Here is a 12,876-nt window from a genome sequence, read left to right as displayed (position 1 = left end):
ATCGTCCAAATTATGGGCGAAACACAATGGACAGGCGTATCACCATCAAGTTACTGAAATAACATCAGAAAGACATGATGTGGTATAGATATATGTAAAATTAACGTCGAGTTAAGCGCCGAGGACGGATGCCAGCAAGGCTACGGCGACAAACGCAAACGCCCACAATGCACCCATGCGCAAACCATCGGACAGCCCGATCTGCCGGCCACGCAATCCTGCTGCGACGAGGATCAGCGATGCCAGGATTCCGATGATGCGGACAATGTCATCGCCGATCACAAGACAATCTCCATCCCGTCAAACGCCGGTTGCACATGGCTGGGCGTTTCAGCCGCGAGCATCTGGTAGTCCATCGATTTGTCGAGATGCGTCAGGACACCCTGGCCAACGCGGGCGGCTTCGATGAGTTCAAGCGACATATCAAGATGCGCGTGTGTAGGATGCGGTTTGCGGCGCAAGCAATCAACCACAAGCACGTCGACCCGGTCAAATAGCGCTACCATTTCAGCGGTAATCTCGCTGAAGTCTGTGGCGTAACCGACTGATTTCCCGCCCTGATCGAACCGGAATGCGGTGGATTGCGCTGGCCCGTGGGGCATTTGGCAATGGTTAACGCCAATCCCGCAAATCATGCGCACACGATCAAGATTGTCGATCTCGCAGATCGTGTGATAACCAAATTGTCCTGCAAAAACATAGCCAAAGCGCTGGCGCAGCCGCCGCACGGTTTCCGACGCCGCATAAGCAGGAATTGGACCGGCCCGGCCGTAGCGCAGCGGCCTTAAATCATCGATGCCGTGGCAGTGATCCGCATGGTCATGCGTCCACAAGACACCGTCAACGCTATCGATTCCGCAGGCAAGGAACTGCTGGCGAAGATCAGTCGGCGTATCGACAAGCAAGCGGCTTCCGTCGTTTCCCTCGATGATGATGGACACGCGCGTCCGGCGGTTCTTTGGTTCCGCTGGATCACAGTCGCCCCAATCATTACCGATACGCGGCACCCCGGTTGACGTGCCCGACCCCAGAATGGTGAGTTTCACAGCGAGGCCTTGGTGAACAGGCGGAAGAAGTTTGCGCCGGTCACGTTGGCCAAGTCTTCTTTGGTTGTGCCGCGCAGGCCAGCGACAAACGCGCAGGTATCAACGACGAAGGCAGGTTCACAGGTTTTGCCGCGATGTGGCACTGGCGCCAAAAACGGGGCGTCGGTTTCCACCAGCAAACGGTCTTCAGGAAGCGCCGCAGCGACGGCTTGCAAATCCTTGGCGTTCTTGAATGTGACAATGCCGGATATCGAAATGGACAGGCCCAGTTCCAGCATGCGCTTGCCAAAATCAGCAGATGCGGTGAAGCAGTGGATCAGCGCCGGGAAGGCCCCCTTCCCCATTTCATCCTCGATGATGCGTGTCGTATCGTCTTCTGCATCGCGCGTGTGAATGATCAGCGGAAGCCCGGTTTCGCGCGCAACGCGGATGTGTACGCGGAACAGATCCTGCTGCACTTGCCGGTCCGAATGATCGTAGAAGTAATCAAGCCCGGTTTCACCAATGCCGATCACGCGGTGATGATTGGCCGCTTCAAGCAAGGCTGCTTCGCCAAGATCAGCGTGCGCATCGGCTTCATGCGGATGAATGCCAATGCTGGCCCAGACATCGCTTTCCCGTTCTGCCGTGGCAACGATAGCGGCCCATTCGCTTTGCCGGGTAGAGATATTGAGGAACCCGCGCACACCGGTTTCCCGCGCACGTTCAAGCACTTGGGCCTGATCTTCAATCAAGCCCTTGTAGTTGAGGTGGCAATGGGAATCGATCAGCATCATGCCGCAGTCGCTTCCTCGGGCAGTTCGAGCCGTGGAAATGCCGGCATTGGTTGCCCAAGTTTTTCGCCCGTAGCCACGCGCGCCATGTACCAGTCTGCATTGGTCAAGGCTGCAAAGTCACGCTCACCCAGCGGGATTCCCAATTGATCCAATACCTTGGCTGCGGAATGTGGCACGATGGGCGAAATCGCAATCGTCAAATCGCGGATCGCCATGAACAGCGTGAGCAACACGGCGCGCATCCGTTCAGGGTCGGTCTTGCGCAGCGTCCACGGCGCTTGCTCATCAACATAAGCGTTGCAGGCGAACACGCCGCGCATCCAGGCATCAATTCCGCCGGAGAAGTTCATCGCCGCAAATTCACGCGGCAATTCATCACGGCACGCGGCAAATACGGTGGCAAGCAGAACGTCATCGGCCCCGGTGCTGGCGAACGTCTCAACCGAACCGTCCATGTTCTTGAAAATCATCGAAAGAACACGTTGTACCAGATTGCCATAACTGTTCGCCAGTTCGGCATTGCACCGCGTGACGATGGCTTCTGGTGAATACGAGCCGTCCTGACCGAAGGCAATTTCGCGCATCAGGAAATAGCGCAGCGGATCAACGCCAAAGCGCTCTGCCAATTCCAGCGGGTCGGTGACATTGCCAACTGTCTTGGATTCCTTTTGCCCGCGATTGAGCAAGAAACCGTGACCGAACACCTGCTTTGGTGGAGCGAGCCCAGCGCTCATCAAAAGTGCGGGCCAATAGACGGCGTGGAAGCGGACAATGTCCTTGCCGATCAAGTGGATGTTTGCGGGCCAATACTTTGCAAAATCACCCGCTTCATCGGGGAAGCCCAATCCGGTGAGATAGTTGGTCAGCGCATCGACCCACACGTACATTACGTGGCCATCGCTGCCCGGCACTTTGACGCCCCAGTCAAAGCTGGTTCGCGATACAGACAAATCACGCAGGCCGCCTTCGACAAACCGCAGCACTTCATTGCGGCGGCCATCAGGCTGGATAAAGCCGGGATTGCCTTCGTACAGCTTCAGCAGAGGTTCGGCATACTTCGACAAGCGGAAGAACCAGCTTTCCTCGACTGTCCATTCTACCGGCGTTCCTTGCGGTGAAAGCTTCTCGCCCCCCTCGCCCGCAATCAGTTCGCTTTCATCATAGAAGGCTTCATCACGAACCGAATACCAGCCTTCATACCGGTCAAGGTACAAGTCGCCATTGGCTTCAAGCCTGCGCCACAACTCTTGCGATGCAGTGTGATGGCGGTCTTCGGTAGTGCGGATGAAAACATCATACGACACGTTGAGTGCATCGCACATCTGGATGAAAAACGACGACATTTCATCGCACAACTGCTTTGGCGTAGTGCCCAGTTCGCGCGCCTTCTGCATCATTTTCAGGCCGTGCTCATCGGTCCCTGTCTGAAAGCGCACATCGCGGCCCATGGCGCGTTGAAACCGCGCGATCACGTCAGCGGCAATAGCCTCATAAGCATGGCCGATATGCGGCTTGCCGTTGGGATAGGAGATGGCGGTGGTGATGTAGAAGGGTTCGCCCATCGGGCCAGTCACTTTCATTCGTCGCGTCGTGCAGAGATTCTGCGTCTTACCGTGCGCCTTCCCTAGTCGGCGCAGCCGATGCCAGCAAGGAGCCGATTTCCATCAGCAGCATTCCGACATCAAAGTTATAGATCGGCGCTTCTGCCGCAAGCTTCACAAGCCGTGCGTGCGCCTCGACCAGTCGCAGCTTTGCCGCATCGTCAACGTGGCCCAAAGCGCGCACGACTGTCATCCGCGCAGCCTCGATCGCTGCCATTTGCCGTTCCCGATCTGGCCGCGCACCCAAAGCGCCTGCCAATGCGCCGCGCAAAGCCAGTTCAGGATCGCCGCGTTCAATGAGGGCGGTGAAAATCACCTGCGCTTTGGCCAAATCCTGTTCGGCAAAGGCCAACGCTGCCCCCGGAGAACCCCCGGCCACTGCCAGCGCCGCCGCTCTGGTCTGCGCATCAAGTTCCGGTGCCGCCATATCCAAAGCGCGCGAAACTTCGGCATCGGTAAGCGAATGAAACCGCAGGATGGTGCAACGCGATCGCACGGTTGGCAGCAATCGCCCCAAGGCATGGACGACCAGCAGGAAAAACGTCCCCTGTGGCGGCTCTTCAAGGCTTTTCAGCAGCGCGTTGACCGCGCCTTTTTCCAACTGGTCACCCGCATCGATGATGACCACGCGGCGCGATCCCAATGTCGGTCGGGTGTTCAAGCGGCGCTGCACTTCCCGGACCTGATCAACCGAAATGTTGCGCTTGGTCAGGAATGGCTTTCCCTCGGCGCGCTTCTTTGCCTCATCGTCATTTGCCGGAAGCGGGCGCAGTGTGAGAATATCGGGATGCATGCCAAACGCGGGCTGCGGTACACCCGGCTCTGCCACCAGTTCTGCCGCTGCGGCTTGTGCGAAACTGGCTTTGCCCAAACCTTCGCGCCCGGCCAAGATCCAGCCATGGTGCATTCGCCCGCTGGCCATCGCCGCACGCCATGTCCGCCAAGCATCGTCATGACCGATCAGCGCGCTCATGCAGGTAGCAATTCGGAAAGCGCAGCCATGACGCGCCCGTGCACTTCGTCCGCTGTGCCATCGGCATTGATCAGGCTAAAGCGATGGGGCTCTTCGGTTGCAAACCGCCGAAATGCTTCTGCGACGCTTGCGTGGTATTCAGCGCTGCGGCCGCCGATCCGGTCAGCATTGTCACCATCGCGCAGGGAAAGGCGGGCGGCGGCAATTTCGGTATCTGCGGTCAGCAGCAGTGTCCGGTCTGGCAGCAAACCTTCGCTGCCGATTGCGTGAAGCGCCATGACATCGCCATCGCTCAACCCGCTGCCCCCGCCCTGATAAGCGCGGCTGCTATCAACGAAGCGGTCACAGATTACCCATGCTCCGCGCGCCATTGCCGGCCGGATAAGCTTCTGCACATGGTCTGCGCGGGCAGCCGCAAACAGCAGGGCTTCGGCCCGGGCACCCCACTCTTCGCCTTCGTTCGAGAGCAGCAAAGTGCGGATGGCCTCGGCTCCCGGTGTGCCGCCAGGTTCGCGGGTTATCACAACCTCGATCCCGCGCGCGCGCAAGGCTTGCGCCAAAAGGCGGCCCTGGGTGGTTTTGCCTACGCCCTCTCCGCCTTCAAGTGCGATGAAACGACCCTCGTTCACAACCCTACCATCCGCATCGCCCCATTGCGCACCCGATCCGTCAGCCCGCCTTTAGGCACTGCAGCGCCGGCCACCAGTGGCAGGGCTTGCACCGGCTGTCCCTGAACGCGGACCACCAATGTGGCAACCGTTTCGCCCGCTGCAATCGGCGCTTTGAGCGGTCCTTTATACCGCACAGCCAATGTGTATTGCGGCGTCATTCCGTTTGGCGAGGTTATCGAGAGAGGGCGCGGCGCAACCAACGGCACAGACCGTTCCTGACCGCCCTGTACCTCGGCTGCGCTTACCGACGCGCCTTTAGCGAAAAGCGGCTGCGCGGACCACGCAGCAAAGCCCCATTCGATCAGTTCTCGCGATTGACGCTCCCGGTCTTTCGGCCGGTCAAAACCGCCCAAAACCATGACCAATCGCCGCCCCTTGCGCTCAGCCGAACCGACAAAGCCGTAGCCTGCCTCATTGGTGAAGCCGGTCTTGATCCCGTCGGCTCCTTCGGTAACGCCGTAGAGCGGGTTGTGATTGGGCTGCGTGATGCCGTTCCACGTCATTTCCGAATGGCCATAGAACTGGCGATAGAGATCGGGGAAGCGCGTGATGAGCGCGCTGCTCAGCGTCGCAAGGTCTGCGGCAGTCACATATGTCTGCCCTTCATCCATCCACCCGTTGGGCGTGTTGAAGTGGCTGTCCCGCATGCCAAGTTCGGCTGCGGCGTCGTTCATAAGCTTGGTAAAAGCGGGCACCGAACCCACGGAGCCTTCTGCCAGTACGACACAAGCATCGTTGGCTGATACCGTGACGATCCCTTCGAGCAATTCGGCCACTGTTGGTTGCCCGTCGGCGGGGATGAACATGGTGCTGCCGACGCGGTGCCATTGGCGGAACGTCTCTGGCCGCATAGCGAAACGCTGGTCCAACCGCAGCTTGCCCTTGGTCAAAAGGTCAAACGCGACATAGCTGGTCATGATCTTGGTGATCGATGCAGGGACAAACCGCCGGTTTGCATCGCGCGCAAACAGGGTGCGGCCGGAACCGACATCAACCAGCAAGGCAATCGGCGCATCAATGAGCGGCATTGTCCCGGTCTGTGCGATAACGGGCACTTCAGGCGCGGCGGCTTGCGCGGGCAAAATGGCAACGCCTGCTCCTGCAAGCAGCGTGGCCAGTTTCAAAGGCAGATTTGAAAGCAAAAGGCGTTTCCCGGACTGTCCGGATCGGCGCACGCCTTAGGCGATCAAGGCGCGGTCACAACCCGTGCGTCTGCATAGCCCGCCCCGCGTACCTTCGCCAGCGCTGCATCGGCTTGTCCACGGTCCTTGTGCGGGCCGGTGCGGACGCGCCAGACTTTCCCCGATTGCGTTGCTGATCCTGCAAGGGATTTGGCGACGTTCTCGGCACGCTCACGCGATGAATAGGCGCCGACCTGAACGAACAGGCCTTTGGCAGGAACGACCGGCGCTTTGGCTGCAGCGGTTGGTTCCGGCTTCGGTTTGGGCTTTGGCTCAACCTTGGGCATGGGCTTTACAGGAGGCTTGGGCGGCGTGGGGGGAGTATCAATTGCCGCAGCAGCAATCGGGGCGGGAGCCTGTGCGATACCAAGTTTGCGCTTCAACACCGCCAACAATCCCGGCGGCGTGTCCATGCGCGCAGAAACTTGCGCGCCGCCGCGCAACAACGCGCGCTCGGCCTCTGGCGGATTGACCCGGCGCACCCGGACCGGCAGGCGCATGGACGGCGTTTCCCCCAATTGCGCCTCCCCCAATTGCTCCCAAGCCTGTGGCGAGAGCGAGATCAGGTTGCTGTTCTGCATGGGGCCGCGTTGGGTTAGCCGCACCAGAATGGTCCGTCCAGTCTCAAGCGATGTCACCTCGACATAGCTTGGCAGCGGCAAAGTGTGATGTGCGCCGCTAATGCCGTCGCCCGGGGCCACTTCAGCAAAGCCGACCGAATCATAGTTCAACACGTCGGCGGGCGTATAAGTCACCCCGTCCACGATGAACGGATCACCCAGAACCATCGGGTAATCCCCTGCCGGACCGCGCACTTCAGTGGCGGAAACCGGCGCAATTGCTGAATTTTCTCCGCCGCATGCGTTTAGCAAGACGGCTGTTGAAAGCGCAAGAAAGCTAGCGGCTGATTTCATCTGCAAGAAGTCCCACGGACAAGGCGTAAAAGTTCGAGCAGTTATAATCGAGGATAACCCTATAATTTCCGGTTAGCAGATAGGCAGTTCGGCCCTGACCATCGGGTTCAAGCAAGCTGGCCATCACATCATCAGCCAGCCAGGTACCCGATTTGGGCGCAATGCCCAGCGCGCGCCATTCGCGCATGGTCTTCCAGCCTGTGTGGCGATCAAACACCCGGACGCACCGCGGGCTCTTCAAGGACGTGCCAAGGCTGGTGCGATCAAGCCCGTCGGGCACGGTTACAGCAACGCCCCACGGCTGCCCCGGACGCCAACCGGCATCGCGGAAGTAATTGGCAATCGATGCAAGCGTGTCGGTGCGGCTGTTCCAGATATCGGCAAAGCCATCGCCATCGCCGTCCTGCGCCACGCGCAAATAGACCGACGGCAGGAACTGCGGATTTCCAAACGCGCCAGCCCAACTGCCAACCAGTCTTGAACGCGGTACTCCACGGTCAACCATTTTCATCGTCGCGATGAACTCGTTGGCAAACAATTCACGACGGCGGCCTTCATAGGCCAGCGAAGCGAGCGAACGCGGCAAGTCGAAATTGCCGGTGTAGCCGCCGTAGTCCGTTTCATGGCCCCAGATTGCCATCATAATCGGCCCGGGGACCCCGTAGCGCCGCTCAATCGCCATCAATTGCCCTGCTGCCGCCGCATATTGGCGACGGCCCCGTTCAATCCGCGATGCATCGACATGACTTCGCCGGTACGGTTCAAACGCCGGAATTGTGCCGGTTGTTGATCCGGGCTGAGCGCGATCCAGCTGAATGACCCGTTGGTTCAACGTCAATCCCGCCATGACTTGTGAAATCGTTGATTCGCGCACACCCTCACTGCGCGCACGCGCCGCCAAAAGTTGCAGATATCCTTGAAATCCAGCATCTTCTGGATCGATTTGACCCACCGCCGGACCTGCCAATCCAAGTGCCAACACTGTAACAACACCGGCCCGAAACCCACGAATTCGCTGTAAAAATGTCATTGCCCTGTCTCGCACGGATATATTCCGATGGGAATCCCCTTTGCGACCGACCGCGAAGGCGCTAACGGGCAATCGAATCTGGCGAAAGGCCGATTCACGCGGACAGGTGGCCGAGTGGTTTAAGGCAACGGTCTTGAAAACCGTCGTGGGTGGAAGCTCACCGTGGGTTCGAATCCCACCCTGTCCGCCACTTAGCCGTTTTTAGGCATTCCCTAACAACCCCGAAAGACCCACAAAGCGGCGGAATTACGCCATTTTCATGGCCCTAGCTGTCCCTTGCCGTTCCCCATTAACCGCGCTATGGTGTGGTAAGAAATGTGGGAAAGATCTTTATGTCTATCACAGCCATGTTTGCTCGTCTGGGAGCGCCACTTGCAAACGTGCAGTGGTCTTGGGGCGGATTGAGAGCCGATGGCGCAGTATTTTTGCGTGTGTGGCAGGATCAAACCCAAAAGGTAGACGATAAGCGATTTATCCGACTTGCTCATCATAGCGCGCATGAGGGCGACACTCGGAATCTTGGGTATCAAGAACGTCTAAGGCACCTGATGGCAGTAAAGGCAGGTGCACCGGCATTTGCAATCTTGGTGCGGGCAAAAGACGTTAAAGCACGTCCTCGCTCAATTGCAGGTTTCAACGACCGCGAGGTTTTTCAACTTGGCGAGATTGCAACTTTTGATGGCGATGAGTGGGGCGAACTCAAAGACCGCATTTCAGTTCAAGCGATGGCGAAGGCTTCGTAATGGGCAAGCTATCAGCGACATTCGTAAAGGCGGTTAGCACGGCGGGCCGATATGTGGACGGCGACGGGCTTTGCCTTGTTGTCGGAAAGACCGGCGGCAAAAGCTGGGTTGTGCGCGTCCAGAAAGACAAGGCGCGGCGGGACATTGGCTTGGGCAGTGCCGCTAAGGTTACGCTAAGGCTGGCACGTGACCGCGCGGCTATCGTTCGATCACAACTAGAGGCGGGCATTGATCCGATAATTGAGCGGCGCAAGGCGGCTGGCGTTCCCACATTCCGAGAAGCGGCGGCACTGGTCCATGCCGAGCATAAGAAGGGCTGGAAAAACGGGAAGCACCGTGACCAGTGGCTTGCCACATTGGACGCCTACGCGTTTCCCGCCTTTGGCGACGTTTCCGTTGCGCTTGTCGATACCGGCGCTGTGCGGGACGCCTTGGGGGCTATCTGGCTGACAAAGGGCGAAACGGCGCGGCGCTTGCGTCAACGGATTCGCACCGTGATCGATTGGGCAGTGGCAAAGGGCTATCGGGAGGCTTCGCTACCTTGGCCGGTGATCGACAAGGCATTGCCGAAACAACGCGCCAAGGTGAAGCACCACCCGTCCCTGCCCTATGCGGACCTTGCCACATTCCTTGCCGACCTTCGCTCCAAGGAAACAATGGGCCGGCTGGCACTGGAAACGCTAATCTTGACGGCTGCACGTTCGGGCGAAGTGCGCGGCGCGCTCTGGTCCGAGATCGATCTGAAGGCGCAACTATGGTCAATACCTGCCGAGCGCATGAAGGCGGGCAATGACCACGTTATCACGCTCTCTGATGCCGCCGTGACGCTGTTAGAGCGCATGAAGTCACATAAGCGGGAAAACAGTGACCTTGTGTTTCCCGGTACGTCCAAAGGCAAAGAACTGTCCGATATGACGCTGACAAAGGTCATTCGGGACATGCACGCGAATGACCTGAAGCAAGGCGGTGCGGGTTATCTTGATCCGGTGCAGCGCAAGATTGCGACCGCGCATGGCTTTCGCTCAACCTTCAGGACATGGGCGGCGGAACAAACGAGCTACCCGCGCGAAATTGCAGAAGCCGCACTGGCCCACATCAATCAGAATAGGACTGAAGCGTCATATCTGCATACTGACCATCGTGCCAAACGGGCCGATCTGCTGCAACTGTGGGGTAAGTTTTGCGAGGGAAAAAAGGACACCAACTTATTGCGGTTGGCTGTATGAGCAGTCGGCCTTTGAAATTCAATGTACCAACCCGCCGTCAGCAAATTGAATTGTATGAAGGCTTTCGATCAAAAGGATTCATACCTCACCATCTGTCCGAAATTTCTTATTGGAGAGATCTTTTCGAACGGTTTTCTATAAATAGTGACTGTGTTGGCAACTGGGCTGAGCTCTCACTCGACCTTCGGCTGGCGAGCTCTGTCATCAGCTCCCCGGCAGATGCAAGTGTTATGGGCCGAGCAGCCTTGTCAAAAAAGCTGTCTGGTCTGGCAAAGTCTTTAGCGGATGTGTCGCGGGAATTAAGAGAGTTAAGTTTTGATGTGGAGATAATGGCCGTCACTTGGAGTGAGAATTTACCAATTCACGTTCCAATTTTAGCGATTGGCGAAGCCGAAAAAACATTAACGCGGCTGGCAAAGACCTTAAAAGAAAGAAAGCAGACACAAAGATGGCGAGAAGCTCAACAACGTTCAAGGCGAACCGAACTTGCGGCGCTGCTTACCCCGGTCTTTCAAGCGCACTTTGGTGTGAAAGCTGTACCATGCGGTGGTTCGCATGTCCGGCAACTGGATGAGGCGAATGAATGGACTCGTTTTTTTCAAGCAGTCGCGTTCGCGCTCTTTGATGAGCGAGTAACACCAGATCGACAGGCAGTCCTGTGGGAAGCTACTAAGTGGGAAATTGTCGAGAAGTCCGATTTTTAGGCCAAGTTGTCAGACGTACGTGCCCCTCGTCGTCCCCGAATATCTGACAGCTTAAACCAACGGGTTAACCTATCCCAGCCCTGCCCCCGGTATTCGTCGGGAGCCGCTGGTCCAGCGTATTGGGCTAAGCACAAGGGCACCGATCTATGACCGATATTCCCGAGTTAATGACCGTAGCGCAATTTTGCGATCGATATTCAATCGGCCGAACAAGTTTTTATCGGTCAGTGGCAACGCAAATCCCTCTGCGAAAATTTGGAACGGCAACGCGTATTGCACGCGCTGATGCTGAGGCTTGGGCAAAAAGCTTGCCCATCGTATCGGGAGAAACAGCATGACCGCCAGAATGATGGACCGTACTTCCGCCATTGTCGCGCAACGGTGGGCACGAGGCTGTAAGGAAACCGACGCGCTCCCGTCATACGTGGCAGAACTTGAATTAAACAAGTTTCTGGTTGATTTGGTAATCGAACGAAACAAAAACAATTTTCCAAGGCCGATAAAACGCCCCGGCTACGGATTTGAATCATTCCCGTATCTTGACGACGATCAGTTGACGTTTGTCACCGCGACCGGCGGAATAGTGCTGCGGTCAGGCACCTCTGGTAGAGTGCTCTACCTGCTTGCAACCATTGGTGAAGGTTTCACGTCATGGGAATGCCAGCCATGGATTACAAACCTAAGTGATTGCATTCGTGATCTCCGTCGTTCCGGCTTGGAGATACATACGATCTTTGACGGCATCAGTGGTCGGGCTCGTTACAGGCTCCGTTCGCCTGGCGTTCTTATCATAGAACGATTGGAACTTCCTACGGCAACCGGATTGGAGGGGGCTGCATCATGACAGATGGGTATATTTTTGAGCACCGGCACAAGGGAAACTTGTGGCGACTTGAAGTGCAACACTTTCGGGGACGCACGTTTGTGAATTTGCGTAAATGGTACGCCGATGGAGAGGCTTGGAAGCCAACGCGCGATGGCTTCACCATGCCGATGGCGTCGCTAAAAACCCTTACGGAAAGCCTGTTAGCGTACCATGGCATTAATCTGCCTGAGGCGTTTTTACCGGGTTCCTAGGGGAAATCTTGCGCGCACTGACTATGGCCTCGGTGCGCGCATTTCCCCACTCCTACCCCAAAATTTTGAAACTTACGCAACATGACTGATCGGGACCAAAACCACCTTCCACAGTCTGTTAATCAAACGGGCGTGCAACTGCCGATTCCCGAGATTGGCATGGCGCTTGCAATTAAAGATAAGATATCAAGTGACGGCCCTATGCGTGCAAAAATGGGCTGGGGAGGTGCGCGAAACCGGCGAGATCGGACAAGCTGCTATCTGTCACGCAAGCAGTGTGAGGGCCTGATAGAGGCGGCGCAATTTGCCGAACTTATCGGCCTTGGGTTTAACCGGCACTGGACTGTTCACTACGAAAAGGCAGGCATTGTAGAATTGGACGCGCCACAGTTTATCGGCCACTTGCTGAAACTGGTGCGGGATTATGCGCGGCCAAAGGCAGACAGATTCACGGCTCTATGGGTTAGAGAAAGCGGCGAAGGCAAAGGTGGACATGTCCACATACTCATGCACCTACCGTTGGGACGCACAATGCGAGGGCGCACTTGTAAGTGGATACGCCTTGCTGGCGGGACTAGCCGCGCAGGCGTGAGTCACGTTGTCAGCATTGCGGGCCGTTTGGCTGCTGCTGATAACGGATCCGAGCATTACAGGCACAATCTGGCCTTTGTCTTAGGTTATGTATTAAAATGTGCGGATATCGTCGCGGGAGAAGCCCTAACCTTGCGTCGCTTTGGCGAACGCGCGTATATAATCGGCAAGCGGTGTGGCTCGTCGCAGAACATCGGAAGCAGATCGCGTCTCGCCTCGCGAGCTATAGCCGAATGTCTTTAGGTGGGACAAACCGGCCGTTCGCGGCGGTTCAGTCTTTCGGCAGCTTCCGACCCAAAGGCAGTCATAGGCGAGGCACGTTTCCGATCTCGGGAGCGGATAT

At 57.3% G+C, this 12,876-nt stretch carries 16 protein-coding genes and 1 tRNA gene; 8 read left to right on the top strand and 9 right to left on the bottom strand.

Going from position 1 to position 12,876, the window contains the following annotated elements:
* Positions 1-111: 111 nt before the first annotated feature.
* Genes B7Y89_RS17250 through B7Y89_RS17210 form a run of 9 tightly spaced genes read right to left on the bottom strand, consistent with a single transcriptional unit; the run spans position 112 to position 8,192 of the window.
* Positions 112-282: a hypothetical protein gene (locus B7Y89_RS17250; protein ID WP_292940509.1), complete on the bottom strand. Its 171-nt coding sequence runs from the start codon at positions 280-282 to the stop codon at positions 112-114.
* Positions 279-1,046 (bottom strand): MBL fold metallo-hydrolase, encoded by a 768-nt coding sequence (locus B7Y89_RS17245; protein ID WP_292940506.1) that lies wholly within the window; start codon positions 1,044-1,046, stop codon positions 279-281. The genes B7Y89_RS17250 and B7Y89_RS17245 overlap by 4 nt, the downstream gene beginning before the upstream one ends.
* On the bottom strand, positions 1,043-1,819 hold the full coding sequence (locus tag B7Y89_RS17240; protein WP_292940515.1) for a TatD family hydrolase: 777 nt from the start codon (positions 1,817-1,819) through the stop codon (positions 1,043-1,045). Before B7Y89_RS17240 ends, B7Y89_RS17245 begins: the two co-directional genes overlap by 4 nt.
* The gene (gene metG, locus B7Y89_RS17235) at positions 1,819-3,384 is read right to left on the bottom strand and encodes a methionine--tRNA ligase (RefSeq protein ID WP_292940512.1); all 1,566 of its coding nucleotides are present in this window, start codon (positions 3,382-3,384) and stop codon (positions 1,819-1,821) included. The genes B7Y89_RS17240 and metG overlap by 1 nt, the downstream gene beginning before the upstream one ends.
* 46 nt (positions 3,385-3,430) lie before the next feature.
* The gene (locus B7Y89_RS17230; RefSeq protein ID WP_292940503.1) at positions 3,431-4,396 is read right to left on the bottom strand and encodes a DNA polymerase III subunit delta'; all 966 of its coding nucleotides are present in this window, start codon (positions 4,394-4,396) and stop codon (positions 3,431-3,433) included.
* Positions 4,393-5,025 (bottom strand): dTMP kinase, encoded by a 633-nt coding sequence (tmk, locus tag B7Y89_RS17225; RefSeq protein WP_292940500.1) that lies wholly within the window; start codon positions 5,023-5,025, stop codon positions 4,393-4,395. Before tmk ends, B7Y89_RS17230 begins: the two co-directional genes overlap by 4 nt.
* Positions 5,022-6,209, bottom strand: coding sequence for a D-alanyl-D-alanine carboxypeptidase family protein (locus B7Y89_RS17220; RefSeq protein ID WP_292940497.1), 1,188 nt, complete (start codon positions 6,207-6,209; stop codon positions 5,022-5,024). The genes tmk and B7Y89_RS17220 overlap by 4 nt, the downstream gene beginning before the upstream one ends.
* A 44-nt stretch (positions 6,210-6,253) precedes the next feature.
* The gene (locus B7Y89_RS17215; protein ID WP_292940494.1) at positions 6,254-7,162 is read right to left on the bottom strand and encodes an SPOR domain-containing protein; all 909 of its coding nucleotides are present in this window, start codon (positions 7,160-7,162) and stop codon (positions 6,254-6,256) included.
* Entirely contained in the window at positions 7,146-8,192 is a 1,047-nt protein-coding gene (locus B7Y89_RS17210) for a lytic transglycosylase domain-containing protein (RefSeq protein WP_292940491.1), read from the bottom strand. Before B7Y89_RS17210 ends, B7Y89_RS17215 begins: the two co-directional genes overlap by 17 nt.
* A 100-nt stretch (positions 8,193-8,292) precedes the next feature.
* Between B7Y89_RS17210 and B7Y89_RS17205 the strand changes: the two genes are divergently transcribed.
* The 8 genes from B7Y89_RS17205 to B7Y89_RS17175 all read left to right on the top strand — a co-directional run bounded on the left by B7Y89_RS17205 (position 8,293) and on the right by B7Y89_RS17175 (position 12,776).
* Positions 8,293-8,382, top strand: a tRNA-Ser gene (locus B7Y89_RS17205).
* 142 nt (positions 8,383-8,524) lie between these two features.
* On the top strand, positions 8,525-8,935 hold the full coding sequence (locus B7Y89_RS17200) for a hypothetical protein (RefSeq protein ID WP_292940488.1): 411 nt from the start codon (positions 8,525-8,527) through the stop codon (positions 8,933-8,935).
* Positions 8,935-10,161 (top strand): site-specific integrase, encoded by a 1,227-nt coding sequence (locus tag B7Y89_RS17195; RefSeq protein ID WP_292940485.1) that lies wholly within the window; start codon positions 8,935-8,937, stop codon positions 10,159-10,161. The genes B7Y89_RS17200 and B7Y89_RS17195 overlap by 1 nt, the downstream gene beginning before the upstream one ends.
* A complete protein-coding gene (locus tag B7Y89_RS17190) occupies positions 10,158-10,865 on the top strand; it encodes a hypothetical protein (protein ID WP_292940482.1) in 708 nt (235 codons plus the stop codon). The genes B7Y89_RS17195 and B7Y89_RS17190 overlap by 4 nt, the downstream gene beginning before the upstream one ends.
* A 146-nt stretch (positions 10,866-11,011) precedes the next feature.
* Positions 11,012-11,203, top strand: coding sequence for a hypothetical protein (locus B7Y89_RS17185; RefSeq protein ID WP_292940479.1), 192 nt, complete (start codon positions 11,012-11,014; stop codon positions 11,201-11,203).
* Positions 11,200-11,709, top strand: a complete 510-nt coding sequence (locus B7Y89_RS17180) for a hypothetical protein (RefSeq protein WP_292940477.1) — start codon at positions 11,200-11,202, stop codon at positions 11,707-11,709. Before B7Y89_RS17185 ends, B7Y89_RS17180 begins: the two co-directional genes overlap by 4 nt.
* A complete protein-coding gene (locus tag B7Y89_RS18350) occupies positions 11,706-11,942 on the top strand; it encodes a transcriptional coactivator p15/PC4 family protein (protein WP_366416438.1) in 237 nt (78 codons plus the stop codon). The genes B7Y89_RS17180 and B7Y89_RS18350 overlap by 4 nt, the downstream gene beginning before the upstream one ends.
* An 81-nt stretch (positions 11,943-12,023) precedes the next feature.
* Positions 12,024-12,776: a hypothetical protein gene (locus B7Y89_RS17175; protein ID WP_292940474.1), complete on the top strand. Its 753-nt coding sequence runs from the start codon at positions 12,024-12,026 to the stop codon at positions 12,774-12,776.
* Positions 12,777-12,876: the final 100 nt, after the last annotated feature.

The sequence above is a fragment of the Novosphingobium sp. 32-60-15 genome, assembly GCF_002280675.1.
Classification (GTDB): domain Bacteria; phylum Pseudomonadota; class Alphaproteobacteria; order Sphingomonadales; family Sphingomonadaceae; genus Novosphingobium.
The sequence above is the reverse complement of the archived record's forward strand: the minus strand, read 5'-3'. Positions and strand labels throughout refer to the sequence as shown.